The organism is Streptomyces sp. P3 (assembly GCF_003032475.1).
In the GTDB taxonomy this organism is placed as follows: domain Bacteria; phylum Actinomycetota; class Actinomycetes; order Streptomycetales; family Streptomycetaceae; genus Streptomyces.
Map to the genome: position 1 here is coordinate 5,001,667 of NZ_CP028369.1, position 15,568 is coordinate 5,017,234.

Annotated in this window: 14 protein-coding genes; 11 read left to right on the forward strand and 3 right to left on the reverse strand. The window is 72.0% G+C overall.

Features of this window, described 5'->3' with window-relative positions:
• The first annotated feature begins 464 nt into the window (after nucleotides 1-464).
• Together C6376_RS22545 and C6376_RS22550 are read left to right on the forward strand one after the other, a co-directional pair.
• A complete protein-coding gene (locus C6376_RS22545; RefSeq protein ID WP_107445092.1) occupies nucleotides 465-1,985 on the forward strand; it encodes a glutamate-cysteine ligase family protein in 1,521 nt (506 codons plus the stop codon).
• A gap of 560 nt (nucleotides 1,986-2,545) precedes the next feature.
• On the forward strand, nucleotides 2,546-3,346 hold the full coding sequence (locus C6376_RS22550) for a CPBP family intramembrane glutamic endopeptidase (protein ID WP_107445093.1): 801 nt from the start codon (nucleotides 2,546-2,548) through the stop codon (nucleotides 3,344-3,346).
• A gap of 9 nt (nucleotides 3,347-3,355) precedes the next feature.
• Here the strand turns inward: C6376_RS22550 and C6376_RS22555 are convergent, their stop codons facing one another.
• Complete coding sequence (locus tag C6376_RS22555; RefSeq protein ID WP_107445094.1) at nucleotides 3,356-4,165, reverse strand: PhzF family phenazine biosynthesis protein; 810 nt, start codon at nucleotides 4,163-4,165, stop codon at nucleotides 3,356-3,358.
• 428 nt (nucleotides 4,166-4,593) lie between these two features.
• Between C6376_RS22555 and C6376_RS22560 the strand changes: the two genes are divergently transcribed.
• The 8 genes from C6376_RS22560 to C6376_RS22595 all read left to right on the forward strand — a co-directional run bounded on the left by C6376_RS22560 (nucleotide 4,594) and on the right by C6376_RS22595 (nucleotide 13,002).
• Nucleotides 4,594-7,311, forward strand: coding sequence for a LuxR C-terminal-related transcriptional regulator (locus C6376_RS22560; RefSeq protein WP_107449107.1), 2,718 nt, complete (start codon nucleotides 4,594-4,596; stop codon nucleotides 7,309-7,311).
• A gap of 424 nt (nucleotides 7,312-7,735) precedes the next feature.
• Nucleotides 7,736-9,364 (forward strand): MFS transporter, encoded by a 1,629-nt coding sequence (locus C6376_RS22565; protein WP_107449108.1) that lies wholly within the window; start codon nucleotides 7,736-7,738, stop codon nucleotides 9,362-9,364.
• 64 nt (nucleotides 9,365-9,428) lie between these two features.
• Nucleotides 9,429-9,950, forward strand: a complete 522-nt coding sequence (locus C6376_RS22570; protein WP_107445095.1) for a hypothetical protein — start codon at nucleotides 9,429-9,431, stop codon at nucleotides 9,948-9,950.
• A gap of 184 nt (nucleotides 9,951-10,134) precedes the next feature.
• Nucleotides 10,135-10,332 (forward strand): hypothetical protein, encoded by a 198-nt coding sequence (locus C6376_RS22575; protein WP_057580603.1) that lies wholly within the window; start codon nucleotides 10,135-10,137, stop codon nucleotides 10,330-10,332.
• A 43-nt stretch (nucleotides 10,333-10,375) separates the two neighbouring features.
• Nucleotides 10,376-11,083, forward strand: coding sequence for an HdeD family acid-resistance protein (locus C6376_RS22580; RefSeq protein ID WP_107445096.1), 708 nt, complete (start codon nucleotides 10,376-10,378; stop codon nucleotides 11,081-11,083).
• A gap of 132 nt (nucleotides 11,084-11,215) precedes the next feature.
• Nucleotides 11,216-11,647 carry an SHOCT domain-containing protein gene (locus C6376_RS22585; RefSeq protein ID WP_107445097.1) on the forward strand — a complete coding sequence of 144 codons (432 nt, stop codon included), beginning with the start codon at nucleotides 11,216-11,218 and terminating at the stop codon, nucleotides 11,645-11,647.
• Nucleotides 11,648-11,689: 42 nt separating this feature from the next.
• The gene (locus C6376_RS22590) at nucleotides 11,690-12,121 is read left to right on the forward strand and encodes a hypothetical protein (protein WP_107445098.1); all 432 of its coding nucleotides are present in this window, start codon (nucleotides 11,690-11,692) and stop codon (nucleotides 12,119-12,121) included.
• Between the two features lie 41 nt (nucleotides 12,122-12,162).
• Nucleotides 12,163-13,002, forward strand: a complete 840-nt coding sequence (locus tag C6376_RS22595) for a class II glutamine amidotransferase (protein WP_107445099.1) — start codon at nucleotides 12,163-12,165, stop codon at nucleotides 13,000-13,002.
• A gap of 61 nt (nucleotides 13,003-13,063) precedes the next feature.
• On the opposite strand, the gene C6376_RS22600 is transcribed toward C6376_RS22595, so the two are convergent.
• Nucleotides 13,064-13,939: an SDR family NAD(P)-dependent oxidoreductase gene (locus C6376_RS22600; protein WP_107445100.1), complete on the reverse strand. Its 876-nt coding sequence runs from the start codon at nucleotides 13,937-13,939 to the stop codon at nucleotides 13,064-13,066.
• Nucleotides 13,940-14,048: 109 nt separating this feature from the next.
• Between C6376_RS22600 and C6376_RS22605 the strand changes: the two genes are divergently transcribed.
• Nucleotides 14,049-14,687, forward strand: coding sequence for a PadR family transcriptional regulator (locus C6376_RS22605; RefSeq protein WP_107445101.1), 639 nt, complete (start codon nucleotides 14,049-14,051; stop codon nucleotides 14,685-14,687).
• Between the two features lie 145 nt (nucleotides 14,688-14,832).
• Here C6376_RS22605 and C6376_RS22610 read toward each other — a convergent pair whose 3' ends face one another.
• Nucleotides 14,833-15,261, reverse strand: a complete 429-nt coding sequence (locus C6376_RS22610) for an SRPBCC family protein (RefSeq protein ID WP_107445102.1) — start codon at nucleotides 15,259-15,261, stop codon at nucleotides 14,833-14,835.
• Between the last annotated feature and the right edge of the window lie 307 nt (nucleotides 15,262-15,568).

The following is a 15,568-nucleotide window of genomic DNA, read 5'->3' on the forward strand; positions in this document are numbered from 1 at the left end:
GCGGGGGTGCGCGAGCGGCCTGCCGTCTCCTCGACGACAGGCTCCTTCGACCGTGGGCGCCAACCTTCTCTGCCTTGTTCGCGGAGTTTATACGACACGTGTTCAGACTGTGTTTCGTCTAGTCGATTCCGGGACACTCGACAAGGGTTCAACCGGTCGGCGATACGTGCGAAAAATCCCGATTCCGGGCGGCGCGCACCTCGATGACCTCGGGTTGTGGCGCGCTGGACGGTCGGCCCATTTTCGTCGGCGTTTTTCACGACTTCTCGATTTCACCGAAAGGGCGCCCGAAACCATGCCCGGTGAATGTGCCACCGGTCACTTCCGGTGGCTTTGGGCCAGCGTAGCGGCCGATGCTCCCCGTCGGTGACGTTATCGATCGGCCGGGCTGGGCATCATTGCACCTGACCCCGGGACCACCGGCGGCCGCACCGCCGGCCCGCCACACGAGGAAGGACGCTTCGATGGGGGAGAAGGTCGTGGCAGGCGCGTTCGACCTGTCCGACCGTCAGGACTACCGGGACAAGCTCCGGAAGTGCCTGACGGGGCTCGAGCGACTCCTGGCCCAGAAGCGCTTCGATCGACCCAAGAACTTCATGGGTCTCGAGATCGAACTGAATCTCGCGGGTGCGGACGGTCTGCCGAAAATGCTGAATGGCGAGGTGCTGGAGCGGATCGCGAGCCGTGATTTCCAAACAGAACTCGCCATGTTCAACCTGGAAGTAAACATAGCTCCACACCGATTGGGCGGCCGGGTATTCGATCGACTCGCGGAGGAAATCCGTACGTCACTGGCATATGCCCATCGAAAGGCGGGCGAGGTCGACGCGGGAATCGTGATGATCGGTATTCTGCCGACACTCGACCGTGACGACCTGGTCTCGTCGAACCTGTCGGACGTCGATCGCTACACCCTCCTCAACGACCAGATCGTGGCCGCACGCGGCGAGGACTTCGCCCTGGAGATCGACGGCGTGGAACGGCTGTCGTGCACGTCGAAGTCGATCGTGCCGGAGGCGGCATGCACCTCCGTGCAGCTCCATCTGCAGGTGACACCGGGCCGTTTCGCCGCCGTGTGGAACGCGGCGCAGGCCGTCGCCGCCGCGCAGATCGCCGTGGGCGCCAACTCGCCCTTCCTGTTCGGCCACGAGCTGTGGCGGGAGTCGCGGCCGCCGCTCTTCCAGCAGGCGACCGACACCCGGCCGCCGGAACTCCAGGCGCAGGGCGTCCGGCCGCGGACGTGGTTCGGGGAGAAGTGGATCAGTTCGGCTCAGGAGCTGTTCGAGGAGAACGTGCGCTTCTTCCCGCCGTTGCTGCCCATCTGCGGGGACGAGGACCCGCTCGAGGTCCTCGAGGCGGGCGGGGTGCCCTCGCTCGCCGAGCTCGTCCTGCACAACGGCACGGTCTACCGCTGGAACCGGCCTGTCTACGGCATCGCCGACGGCGTCCCGCACCTGCGGGTGGAGAACCGCGTCCTGCCCGCCGGACCGACCGTGACCGACGTGATCGCGAACGCGGCCTTCTACTACGGCCTCGTCCGGGCCCTGGCGGAGGACTCGCGGCCGGTGTGGTCCCGGTTGCCGTTCGAGACGGCGGAGGCCAACTTCGACGCGGCGTGCCGGCACGGGATCGAGGCCCGGCTGCAGTGGCCGCGGCGCGGGCGGCTGGGGGGCCTGGTCGAGGTGGACGCGGTGAGTCTCGTACGGGACGAGCTGCTGCCGCTGGCAGAGGCGGGGCTGGACGCCTGGGGCGTGGACCCGGCCGACCGCGATCTCTACCTGGGGGTCATCGAGGAACGGTGCCGGCGACGGACCAACGGGGCGTCCTGGCAGGTGGCCACCTTCCACCGGGCGGTGGAGGCCGGAATGTCGCGGGACGCCGCGCTGGCGGCGACCACACGGCGGTACGCGCAGCTGATGCACGCGGGCGAGCCGGTGCACACCTGGCCCGTGGGGCTGCCCGAGCCTGCCCCGAGCGGCGCGTGAGCGCGTGAGCGGCCGAGAACCGACCGGCTGAGCGACGGGAGGCCGAGAACCGACCGGCTGAGCGACGGGAGGCCGAGAACCGACCGGCTGAGCGACGGGAGGCCGAGAACCGGGCGGCCGAGCACGGGGCGCGCCGGGCTGGGTTCTGAGAGCGGCGCGACCGGGTTCGGGTCCTCGCGGTCCGTGCCCGGGCCTTCGTCCGCGATCGGTGCGCCGGCGCCCTGGGAGAGTCCGGTGGCAGGGGCGGCACCACTGCGTGCGATTCCTCGCGGGGACGAGGGCGGAGGCTGCCGCGGCGGCCGTCGTGCGGCGGAACCGCGCGGACGGGGGTCGCTGCAGCCTGCCCGGTGCCGATCGGGCAAGCTGTGACCTCCCACGACGGTGACGTCCCTTCCTGGCGGCCGGCGGCGGATCTCCGCCGCGCGGCCGGCGAAGGGGAGGGGCGCGCGGTCACGGGGCGCCCGTGCTTTCCTCGGCCCGCCACGCGCGATCTCCACAGCATCGTCGGAGAGCCTGGCGGGGCAGCGGTGGGATGCGGGGTCACGCAACCGGAGGCAGGTGTGCAGGTGGAGGCAGGGGCGTTGGCAGAATCTTTTCCGCAGGAGCGGCTCTCGCGACGGATCTTCCGTGACGAGACCCTGCTCGTTCTGGGGGTCTCGCTCGGTGCGAGCGGTGTGTCCGCCCTGATCAGCTTTGTCGGATCGGTCACCAAGCCGGGGGGCTTGAAGGACCAGGCGGCGACCCTCAACGCCTCCGCCGCGCCCGGCCGCCCATGGCTCGATCTCGCCTGGCAGCTGTTCGGGATCGCCACGGCGCTGGTCCCGGTGGCCCTCGTCGCGCACTTCCTGCTGCGCGAGGGGCAGGGGCTGCGCACGCTGGGCTTCGACCGCACCCGGCCCTGGCCGGACCTCGGTCGCGGGGCGGCCGTCGCGGCGGTGATCGGCAGCACCGGCATCGCCTTCTACCTGGCGGCCCGCGGACTCGGCTTCAACCTGACGGTGGTGCCGGAGGCGTTGCCGGACGTGTGGTGGAAGTACCCGGTGCTGGTGATGTCCGCGCTGCAGAACGCGATCCTCGAAGAGGTCATCGTCGTCGGGTATCTGCTGCGCAGGCTCGGCCAGTTGGGGTGGACGCCGGGCACCGCGCTGGTGGCCAGCTCGGTGCTGCGCGGCTCGTACCACCTCTACCAGGGCATCGGCGGCTTCGTCGGCAACATGGTGATGGGCGTGGTGTTCGTCTACCTCTACCGGCGCTGGGGCCGGGTGGGCCCTCTCGTGGTGGCGCACTCGCTGCTCGACATCGGGGCCTTCGTGGGTTATGCGCTGCTGGCGGGGAAGGTCGGGTGGCTGCCCACGGCGTGAGCCGCCGGCTCAGAGCAGCAGCTCGCCCTCGATGACCGTGACCGCACGGCCGTTCAACAGCGTGCGGTCGCCGCTCAGTTCGGTCCGTACGCGGCCGGAGCGCGGCGAGGCCTGGTAGCCGGTCAGGGCGGTACGGCCGAGACGACCGGACCAGTACGGGGCGAGGGCGGTGTGGGCGCTGCCCGTCACCGGATCCTCGTCGATGCCGACGTTCGGGAAGAAGCAACGGGAGACGAAGTCGTATCCGCGGGTGGGGTCCTCGGCGCGGGCGGTGGCGATGACGCCGCGGCGGGAACAGCCGGCGAGGGCCCGGTGGTCCGGCTGCAGGGCGCGCACGGTCTTCTCGTCGGCCAGTTCGATCAGCAGGTCGCCGACGTGCGGGCCGGTGTCGAGGCAGGCGAGCGGTTCGGCGCCCAGCGCCCCGGCCAGACCGGCCGGGACGTCCACCGCGGTCAGTGGGGCGGTGGGGAAGTCCAGGGTGATCGAACCGTCCTCGACGGGGGTGGCCACCAGGACGCCGCTGCGGGTCGCGAACCGCACCGGGCCGGCGTGCACGCCCGTCGTGTGCAGGACATGGGCCGTGGCCAGCGTGGCGTGACCGCACATGTCGACCTCGGTGACGGGGGTGAACCAGCGCAGGGCCCAGTCGGCGTCGCCGCCCTCGGGGAGAGGACGGGCGAACGCCGTCTCGGCGTGATTGATCTCCAGGGCGACGTTCTGGAGCCGGCGGTCCTCGGGGAAGGCGTCCAGGAGCAGGACCCCGGCCGGATTGCCGGTGAAGGGGCGGTCGGTGAAGGCGTCGACGATTCGCATCCGCATGCCGCCGACGTTAGGAGACGGGCCGCGCCGTCGGCCAAGGCCAATCCGCGGGTGGTGGCCCGCCTTCGGTGTGTCCACGGCCGCGAAGGCGGGCCGACGTCGGCGGCCGAGACGGTGGGCCGACGCCACGGGCCGGCCCTGGGGCCGGCGTCGGGGGGCGGGTCCGCTTGTCGATTCCGCGTGCCGCCCCGTGCCGGTTCCGCTCGTCGAATCCGTCCTCCCGCACGGACGGCACGGACGGCACGGCAGGCAAGGCGGGGCGCGGCCGGGCTCCCGGGTGTCCGCACGGCGGCGTCGCCGCAGGCCGCCCACCTTGCCCGCGCAGGCGTCGCACCTGCTCGCGGGGCTCTCGCGAAGCGGCTGTGGCGGAACCCTGGGATGCTGGGAGGAGCGTTACGCATGACCTGACGACCGGGGCGGTGAGCGCCATGGCCGGGCTCGAGGAGAGCGACGCGCAACGGAGGGGCCCGTATGTGCCGGCGGGCCCGTACGCCGATCCCCAGGGAGATCCGTTCCTGCGCACGCGGTTCGTCGTCCCGGCCCGGCCGGTGACGTTTCTGCGGCGCGAGCGGCTGGTCGCACACCTCGACGGGGCTCTGGAGACGCCGCTGACCATGGTCAACGGCGCGGCGGGCGCAGGCAAGACATTGCTGGTCGCCGACTGGGCCGCGGCACGCGAGCATCCCGTCGCCTGGCTCACCACCGACGCGGCCGGGCAGGGTCCGGGCATGTTGTGGGCCTACCTGCTCGAGGCCCTGCGCGGTGCCGGGACCGACCTGCCCGCCGAGATCGGCTGTCCCGCGGACGCGGGCCGGGTGCCCGCCGCACTGCTGGCCCGGCTGGCCGCCGGGCTGAGCACCCGGGAGCGGCCCGTGATCGTCGTGCTCGACGAGTACGACCGGGTGGCCGACCCGGAGATCGCCGAGCAGTTGGAGTTCGTCCTGCACCACGCGGGCGGAGGCCTGCGCCTGGTCCTCGTCACCCGCACCGAGCCGCTGCTGCCGCTGCACCGCTACCGGGCGGCCGGCGAGTTGACGGAGATCCGCGGAGCGGAGCTGGCCTTCACCGCCGAAGAGGCGGCCGAACTGCTGGAACTGCACGGACTGCGGCTTCCGGCGCACGCGGCGCAGAGCCTGGTGACCCGCACCCGGGGCTGGGCCGCCGGTCTGCGGCTGTGCGCCCTCGCCGCGCGCGAGAGCCCGGATCCGGAGTCGTACCTGAAGAAGTTCGAGGCCGACCGCACGGCGGTCGCCGACTTCCTGCTGGCGGAGGTGCTCCGGCGGCAGCCTCCCGAGACGCAGGACCTGCTGCTGCGGGTCAGCGTCCTCGACCGGTTCCGTCCCGGGCTGGTGAACGCCCTCACCGGACGGACCGACGCCGAGCCCATCCTGGCCGGGCTGCATCGCGAGAACGCGTTCGTCGAACATCTCGAGCGGGACTGGTACCGCCTCCATCCGCTGTTCGCGGAGATCCTCCGCGCCCATCTGCGGATGCGGTCACCCGGTCTGGAGCCCGAACTGCACCGGCGGGCCGCGCACTGGCTGCACGGCTCGGGATCCCTCGCGTCGACCCTGAGCCACGGCGCGGCGGCGGGCGACTGGGAGTTCACCGCGGGAGCTCTGGTCGACGACCTCGCGATCGGGTGGCTCTTCACCGGTCTGCGCGTCGACGCGCTCGCCGAGCTGTTCTCCCGGATGGGGCCGGAGGCGGCGAGCCCTGCCGCGCACCTCGTCCGTGCGGCACGCGAGCTGTCCCTGCACGAGCTCGACCGTGGCCAGGCGCATCTGCGGCACGCTGAACAGACGCTCGCGGCGGCCGGGCGCGGGTCGCCGGCACGCGCCGGCGCCGGGGACGATCCGGTGGGGGAGCAGCCCGCGCTGGCGGCGGCACGGTTGAGCTGCGCGTTGCTCGAGGCGCTGGCCGCCCGGCTGACCGGTGCTCCGGCCCGGGCGGAGCTGGCCGCCGCGGCGGCCGACACGCTCCGGCACGAGGTCCCCGCCCGGCTGCTCGAGAAGCACCCCGAGCTCACCGCACTGCTACTGGCCCATCTGGGTTCGGCGCGGCTGTGGGCGGGACGGTTCGAGGAGGCGTGCGCCGCCCTGTCGAGCGTGGCAGGCTCCGCCGCGGGGGCCGCCACGGCACTCGCACGCGAGGACGCCCTGGGCCGGCTGGCCCTGATCGACTACCTCGACGGCTGGCCCGGCCGAGCGGAGCGCAGGGCGCGGGCCGCCGCGGCGGAGACGGAGCGCTACGGCCTGCCCCAGTCGTCCGGCTCCGGCATGGCGCGGCTGGTCCAGGCCGCCTTGGCCGTCGAGCGCGACGACCTGGGCCGGGCCCGGACCCTTCTCGACGAGAGCGCCGAGTCGCCCTCCGCCTGGTGCGACCCGGTCATGGAGGCGGTCCGGGCCGTCGCCGCCGCTCGGCTGCACCTGGCCCGGGGCGACACCCGGGCGGCGCTCGCCATGGCGGAGCCGACCGTTCCGGCCGCTGTGCCCTCGCCCTGGGCGGAGGGACAGACGGCGCTCGTCGCGTCCGCCGCGCATCTCGCCGAGGGCCGCCCCGAGACGGCGGTCAAGGTGCTCCTGGCGGTCCCCGGCGCGCAGCCGGCCTGCGAGGTCGCGGCCGCACGGGCCCAGCTCGCCGCCGGAAGGCCGGACGCGGCGATCGACCTGCTCGACGCCGTGCGTCAGGAGGGACGCTCCGGGCCGGCGGTGATCGTCCGGGCCCTGCTGGTGCGGGCACAGGCGGCGAGTGAGGCGGGAGACACGGCCGCCGCGCACGGATTCGTCGGCCAGGCCCTGCGCGAGGCACGCCGCGACGGCCTGCGCCGGCCCTTCACCGAGGCCGGGCCGTGGATCCGCCGCTTCCTCGCCCCGGCGTCGCTGCGGGGGACGGCCGGGGACTGGCTCACGCCGGGCGCGCCGCCGTCCGACGACCGGCCGCCGCCGGTGGTGGAGGAACTGAGCGGACGCGAACGCGACGTGCTGCGCAGGCTGGCCCAAACGATGTCGACGGAGGAGATCGCCGCCGACCTGTACGTGTCCGTGAACACGGTGAAGACGCACCTCAAGAGCGCTTACCGGAAGCTGTCGGTCAACCGCCGCAACGAGGCGGTGCGCCGGGCCCGTGAGCTGGACCTGCTCTGACAGCGTCTGACAGCGACGACGGATGTGCGTGGTGACGCCGCGGCGGGGCTGCCCCGGGGCCGCACGTCGGCTGCCCTGCCCTGCCCTGTCCCGTCCAGTCCTGTCCTGTTCTGCATTGAACTGTTCCGGACGTATCGGCCGGACCCGACCGAGGCCGGAACCGTCGGTGGCGGCGGCGGTCGGCGGCGAGGCCGGAGCGGTCGGTGGCGGTGGCGGCGAGGGCGGTGGACCGTTGGCGAGGCCGCCCGATCGCGCAGGGGACGGCCGAAGCCGCCGCTGGTGCTGAGCCACAGCCGAGCTCCGGCCACCGTCGTTCGGCGTTGCGGGGCCTGGCCGACGCCGCCACCGCCGTTCGGCGCAAGGCTCGCCCGTGGCGGGTGAGGCGCCGACCGGACCGCCCGGCTTCCATGGACCCGTGGACACCGTGAACCGCTGGCGCGCTCTGATGGTCCTGGGGACCGCACAGTTCCTGATGGTCCTGGACACCTCCGTCATGAACGTCTCGATCAGCCAGCTGGTCGAGGACTTCGACACCGAGGTGACGGCCATCCAGGCAGTCATCACCCTGTACGCCCTGGTCATGGCAGCCTTCATGATCATCGGAGGTCGGCTGGGGGACATCCTCGGCCGGCGCCGGATGTTTCTCCTCGGCCTCGTCGTCTACGCCACGGGCTCGGCCCTCACCGCTGTGGCACCCACCCTGTGGGTCCTCACGCTGGGCTGGTCGGTGGTCGAGGGACTGGGCGCCGCGATGGTCCTGCCCGCCATGGCGGCGCTGGTCGCCGAGTCCTACCGGGGGCGGGACCGGGCCGTCGCCTACGGGGTGGTCGGCGGGCTGGCCGGTGCGGGGATCGCGGTCGGCCCGCTGCTGGGCGGCTGGGTGACGACGTACCTCACCTGGCGGCTGGTCTTCGCGGGCGAGGTCGTCGTCGTGCTGGTCGTGCTGTGCTTCCACAAGGCCATCAGGGCGTCGCCCCGAACCGGCACACGGCCTCGTCTCGACGGCGTCGGCGCCGCGCTGTCGGCGGCCGGGCTGGCGCTCGGAGTGCTCGGCGTCCTGCAGAGCGGCACCTGGGGCTGGCTGCAGCCCCGCAACCCGCCCTTCACCGTGCTCGGCTTCTCGCCCACCCTGTTCGTCGTCGGGGCCGGAGTGGCCGTGCTGGCCTTCTTCCTGCACTGGGAACGGCGCAGGGAGGCCCGGGGCGCCGATCCCCTCGTCCATCTCGCGCTCCTGCACAGGCCCGTGCTGCGATCGGGCCTGATGTGTCTGCTGAGCCAGAACCTCATCCTGCTCGGCCTGTTCTTCACGATTCCGCTGTATCTGCAGGTCGTGCAGGGCTTCGACGCCTTCGAGACGGGCCTGCGCCTGCTTCCCGTGTCGGTCGCGATGCTCGCCGCGTCCATGTGCGCCGCCAGGCTCGGCCGGGTGGCGGGAGCGCGGCGGGTCGTGAGACTCGCGCTGCTGACCCTGGCCGGGGCGGTCGTGTGGCTGCTGGCCACCATCGACCCCGTCATCGACGACGCGCAGTTCGCCGGGGCGATGGCGCTGCTCGGCGTGGGGATGGGTCTGCTGGCCTCCCAGTTGGGCAACGTCGTCCAGTCGAGCGTGCACGGGGACGAGCGCAGCGAGGTGGGCGGGCTGCAGTTCACTGCTCAGAACCTGGGCTCCGCGCTGGGTACCGCGCTCATCGGGTCGCTGCTGGTCGGCGCCCTGGCGCAGGCTTTCACCACCCGCGTGGAGAGCCACCCCCAGTTGTCGGAGGAGACCAGCCGCCAGGCCGGCGTGGCTCTGGAGGCGGGCATCAGCTTCGTCCCCACCGAGCAGGTGCGCACCGCCGCCGAGGACGCCGGACTGCCGCCCGCCGAGGTCGACGCGCTCACCGAGTCCTACGCCTCTGCGCAGCTCGACGGGCTGAAGGCGGCGATCCTCGCCGCCGGCGGGATCACGCTCGCCAGTTTCCTGGTCACGTCGCACCTGCCCACAGCGAGGACCGAACGCCCCGGGAAGTCGCGGGGCGGCATGCCGAGCGGTCCCGTCGACGCGCCACGTTGACAGTCCTGTTCGCTGGACGTGCTCGACAGGTCCTCCGTCGACCGATCGCCGAAGGGAGGCCGCCATGACCGCGACGGGACATCGCGGCGCGGCCCGGGCCCGCGCCGCCGAGCGCCGGGCCACCGCCGACTACACCGGCGGCGTCTACGGATCCATGCTGGCCGCCTCGGTCGTCGTCGGGGCCGGTGCCTGGGGGAAGTTCCCGCGGGCGGAGCTGGTGCTGCTGCTGTTGCTCACCGGACTCGTGTTCTGGGTCGGGCATGTGCACGCCCAGCTGTTCGGGGCACGGCTGGCGCAGCGGAGCCTGGACCGCCGGGTCGTGCTGCACGTCTGCCGCGACGAGTGGCCGATCGTCAAGGCCGCGATACCGCCGGCCGTCGCCGTGGCCGTCAGCCCCCTGCTCGGTCTCGACCTCTCGGGCACCTTGTGGCTCGCGCTGTCGGTCGCCGTCGCCGGGCAGGTGGGCTGGTCGGCGATGGCGGCGCGCCGGGCCGGCGGTTCCTGGCGCATGGTGTCCGCCGCCGCCTCGCTGAACCTGGTGCTCGGCCTGGTGATCATCGTGTTCAAGCTGTACCTGACGCACTGACGCACTGACGTACATACACACTGACGTGCTGACGTACATACGCACCCTCGTTCCAGCGGGTGACGAGGGCGCGGGCGGGATGCCGACTCACCTGCACCGGGTGAGGCCCAGGGCTTCACCGGGGCGGACCATCGCGGTAGAGGGCGTGGTCCGCCTGTCCCAGGCCGCCCCGGGGAGAGAGCCCATGCGCTACGAGATCCGTGTGGAAGGACAGATGTCGGACACGCTGACCAGGGCGTTTCCGGAGCTGGAGCATGTGGTCATGTCCGGCCAGACGGTTCTGTTCGGGCGGGTGATCGACGAAGCGCACCTGTACGGGCTGTTGGCCCGCTGCCAGTCCCTGGGACTGCGCGTCATGGAGATGCGCCAACTGCCCGAGTGAGATGCCGGGGCGCGCTGTCCCGGCCGGGCGCGAGGAGGAAGTCATGAGCGTGCCGCACGGTTCCGTACCGCAGTCCGCACCCGACCCGCTCGCCGACGGCCGCGACGGCCGGGGGGACGACCGGGCCGTCCGCGCGCCCGCGGGCGGCGATCCCGCCGACGTCCTGTGTGTGCTCGGGCGTTCCTGGACGTGGATCCTCGGGTCGGCGATCGCGGCGTTCGTGCCGGGCATCCTGATCCTGGTCTGGCCGGACGAGACCCTGCACGTCCTCGCCGTGCTCATCGGCCTGTACCTGCTGGTGACCGGCGTGTTCCGGTTCGTCGCCGCCTTCGGCGGGGGCGACCACGGGGAGCGGGCGACCGGGCTCCTCCTGGCCATGGTCTACGTGGTGGCCGGGGTGCTGTGTCTGCGGCACCCGTTGCAGACCATCGCGGCGCTCTCGCTGATCGTCGGTGTTCTGTGGCTGGTGTCGGGCATCCTCACCCTCTACACCGCCCTCGCGGCCAAGGACCTGCCGCACCGGGGCGTCGTCATCGGCGCGGCGGTGTTCGCCGTCGTCGCGGGGATCGTGGTGCTCGCGCTGCCCACCGAGTCGGCCCGCGCGCTGACCCGGCTGCTCGGCCTGTGGCTGGTGCTGCTCGCACTGGTCGAGGCGGGTGTCGCCTTCGCCTGGCGGGCGGCGCTGCGCAGGGCCCGTACGGCGACCGCGCCGCAAGGGCCGGCCGGCGGTTCCCGAGTGACTCCCCAGTGATCGGCGCGGCCCGGACGGCGGTCATTCCTCACCCGTCTCGGGTGAGGACGACGGACTCCCGGGCGCGCAGTCTGAGAACGGCACGCAACGGCCTGCCGGGTGTCGGGCGAAAGCCCGGGACGGAGGAGACAGATGAGTGGCGACACCTACCTCGCGTACGACTATCCGCTGCTGAGCGCCTTCTGGACCATGATGGTGTTCTTCCTGTGGATCATGTGGTTCGTGCTGCTGTTCCGGGTCGTGGTGGACATCTTCCGCGACGACGACCTCAGCGGCTGGGCCAAGGCCGGCTGGCTGGTGTTCTGCGTCGTCCTGCCCTTCCTGGGCGTGTTCGTGTACGTGGTCGCGCGCGGCAAGAACATGGGACGCAGGGAGATCACGCAGGCGCAGGAGCAGCAGAAGGCATTCGACAGCTACATCCGCGAGACCGCCAAGGGCGCTGACCGTCCCACCAGCAGCGTCGACGAACTCGCCCGCCTGTCGGAGATCCGTGCCCGGGGCGACATCACCGACGAGGAGTACGACAAGGCCAAGCAACTCGTCCTGAGCGGCACCGGCCGCTGAGCCGGCGCACTCCGCCGAACCAACACGAATCGAGGCACCAGGATGACGACTCACTCCACCTCCCACACGCCGTCGGCCGAGCGGCACACCGCCAAGCAGCAGTGGGCCGAGGGCCTGATGGTCTTCGCCGCCGTGACACTCATGCTCGCCGGACTGCTCGACATCTTCCGCGGGATCATGGGGATCGCGGAGGACGACATCTTCGTGACGACCCGCAACTACGTGTTCGCGTTCGACCTCACCGGCTGGGGCTGGATCCACCTCGCGCTGGGCGCGGTCGCGGTGATAGTCAGTCTGGGACTGTTCACGGGAGCCACGTGGGCGCGCGTTCTGGGCGTGGGGATCGCCGCCTTCATCGTCATCGCCAACTTCCTGTCCCTGCCGTACTACCCGGTCTGGTCCGTCGTGATGATCGCGTTCTCCGCGTTCGTCATCTGGGCTCTGTGCGTGGCGAAGCCGAACAGGTCGGTCTAGTGACGGCGCCTCGTGCGGCGCTTGTAGGAAGGCGGTAGACGATGTGCCGTTGGCTCGCCTACTCGGGCACGCCCGTCCTGTTGGAGACGATCCTCTACCGGCCGGCGCACTCGCTCATCGATCAGAGTCTGCACTCCAAGATGGGCGTGGAGACGACGAACGGCGACGGCTTCGGCGTCGGCTGGTACGGGCTCGAGGCGGACGACGGTAATCCGGCCGTCGTCCGGGAGATCGGCCCGGCCTGGAGCAACCGCAACCTGCGGGAGATCGCCGGCCACGTCCGCTCACCGATGTTCTTCGCCCACATCCGGGCCTCGACGGGCACGGCGGTGCAGCAGACCAACTCGCACCCCTTCCGGCACGGCCGCTGGATGTGGATGCACAACGGGGCGATCGCCGAGTTCCACCGCGTCCGCCGGGACCTGGCCCTCGCCGTCGATCCGCGCCTCTTCCTCGACATCGAGGGGTCGACGGACTCGGAGCTGATGTTCTACCTGGCGCTCACCCTCGGCCTGGAGGAGGACCCGCCGGGCGCCGTGGCGAGGATGGCGGGCCTGGTCGAACGGGTCGGCCACGCGCACGGCGTGGAGTATCCGCTGCAGATGACCGTCGCCGTGACCGACGGCGAGCGGCTCTGGGCCTTCCGGTACTCCAGCCAGGGAGATTCCCGGTCGCTCTTCTACAGCACCCGGGTGGAGACACTCCGCTCGCTCCACCCCGACATGGCGTTCCTGCGCGAGGTCTCCGACGAGACCCGGCTGATCGTCTCCGAACCCCTGGGTGATCTGCCCGGCGCCTGGAACAAGGTCCCGGAGAGCACCTACGGCGTGGTGCAGCCCGGTGCGGACGAGATCGTCCACTTCACCCCGCTGGCGGCATGACGCATGACGTCCCCCAGGCCTCCGCCGTGCGCGACCGGGCGGATGCCCGGGGGACGCGCGCTCAGTGCACGGAGAAGCCGCCGTCCACGAAGATCGACTGCCCGGTGACGTAGCCGGCGGCGCGGCTCGCGAGGAACACCGCCGCTCCCGCGAAGTCCTCGGCCAGCCCGTTGCGCCCGACCATCGTGCGCGCCGCCAGAGCCGCCACCCGTTCCGGATCGGACGACAGCCGGGCGTTGAGCGCGGTCATGACGAAGCCGGGGACCAGCGTGTTGCAGGTGACGCCGTGCGGCGACCAGGCCTCCGCCTGCGAGCGGGCCAGTGACTCCAGCGCTCCCTTGGACACCCCGTACGCACCGCTCTGGACGAACGCGCGGTGCGCCTGCTGCGAGGTGATGTGGATGATCCGGCCGAAACCCCGCTCCGCCATCCCGGGCCCGAACCGCCGGCCGAGGAGGTAGGGCGCCTCGAGGTTCACCGCCATCGTGCTGTCCCAGACCTGCTCGTCCAACTCGCCCATCGGCGGCCGCAGGTTGATCCCTGCGCTGTTGACGAGGATGTCGGGTTCGCCGAAGGGGCGCGCGGCCTGTTCCGCCGCCGTGCGGACCCCGTCGCGGGTGCCGAGGTCGCCGCTCACCGCGGCCGCCCGGCAGCCGGCCGCCGTCAGCTCGTCGACCGTCGCGGCCAGTTCCGCCTTCCTGCGGGCGACGACCACCACGCTCGCCCCCGCACGCGCCAGCGCCCCCGCGATGCCCCGCCCGATTCCCGAGCTGCCGCCGGTCACCACGGCCACCCGGCCCTCCAGCGAGAACAGCTCGGCCAGATAGGCGTCCGAGGCGCGGGGACCGGCCAAGACGCCGGACGGAATGCCGTCCGCGGCACTCGGGGCGGCGGAGGGGGCGGAGGCGGTGCCGTGAGAGCGGCTCGGCGATGTCATGTCCGCAGCCTAGAGGCGATCACGGGGCGAACTCTTGCCGCGCGAGCTATTTCGATATATCGTTGAGGCATCGCGACTGATCAACGATGGAATGAAGGAGTGGTTTGCGATGCGTACCCACGGATTCGAGCGTGGACACGGCCAGGGCCCCCGACGCGGCCGCGGGGGTTTCGGCGGAGAGCGGGCGGCCTTCGGGCCCTTCGGTCCGGGTGGCCCCGGCGGCCCGGGATTCGGTCCCGGAGGTCCCGGCTTCGGCCCGGGCTTCGGCGGCCCCTGGGGCGGACGGGGGCGTGGCGGTCCCAGGGGCCGGGCGCGGCGGGGTGACGTACGGTCCTCGATCCTGGCCCTGCTCAAGGACCGGCCGATGCACGGCTACGAGATGATCCAGGAGATCGCCGAACGCAGTGGCGGCGCCTGGAAGCCCAGCCCCGGCTCGGTGTACCCGACCCTCCAGCTGCTGGAGGACGAGGGCCTGATCAGCAGCCAGAGTGACGGCGGCAAGAAGCTGTTCTCGCTCACCGAGGAAGGCCGCGCGGCGGCCGAGGCGGGCCCGGAGGCCCCCTGGGAGGAGGCTGCGCGCGGGGTCGACTGGGAAGCCCTCGGCGAGATCCGCCAGGCCGGCTTCGGGCTGATGGAGGCCTTCGGGCAGGTCTGGAAGGCCGGCAGCAAGGAGCAGCGCGAGAAGGCGCTCACGGTCATCAACGACGCCCGCAAGAAGCTGTACCTGATCCTCGCCGACGAGGACTGAACGGCTTCCGGCAACGGAAGGCGCCCCGCGGAACCGTCCGCGGGGCGCCTTCGCGCGCCGTGCGGCTTCCTGGGCGGGACTTCCTCTGCAGGCCTTCTGTGCGGGCCTGTCCGCGGGGGCCGTCCGTGCTCTCCTCCCGCGCGGGTCAGGTCACCAGGCCGCCCAGCTTGCGCAGCGACTCGTTGAGGGCGGCCGTCCCCGAGTCCTTGAGTCTGCCCGCCATCAGTGACACGGCCGCGCCCGTGAACTCGCCGTCGATACGGACCGTCGTCGCGTCCCCGTCCGGGGTGAGGGTGTAGCGGGTGGCCACCGACACGGCCATCGGGCCCTTGCCGCGGATGGCGAGCACCCGGGCGGGCTCCAGTTCCGCCACGGTCCACTCGACCTCGGCCGGGAAGCCCATGAGCTTCATGTTCTCCTGGAAGGTCGCGCCCAGTTCGAGGGCCTGCGGGCCGCCCTCGGGAAAGTTGGTGTGTGTCGCGTTCCACTCCCCGTACGCCGGCCAGTCGGTGAGCTGGGCCCACACCTTCTCGGCCGGTGCCTGGATGCGTGCCTCCGCGCTGACTTCGGCCATGCGACCACCTCTTCATGTCGGGCAACTCGGGCCGGCCACTCGGGCTGCGGTGCGCGGAACGTAGCTCCAGCGACGCCAACATTCAATACTGACGCACCGTCAAAAGTGTGGGGAGAAGAGGGCCTTCACCGCAGGCGCCGCCGCCAGGTGCCCGCGTACGCCCCTGGCGGGGATCGGCCCGATCTCCTCCGTGGGGAGGAGACGCCGGCCACTGCGTCGAGTGCGCCGTTCGGTCACTGACGGGCCGGCCCTCACGGATCGGTGCCCGTCCGACGGCTGAGACAGGTGTCATCCGGGATGACGGTCA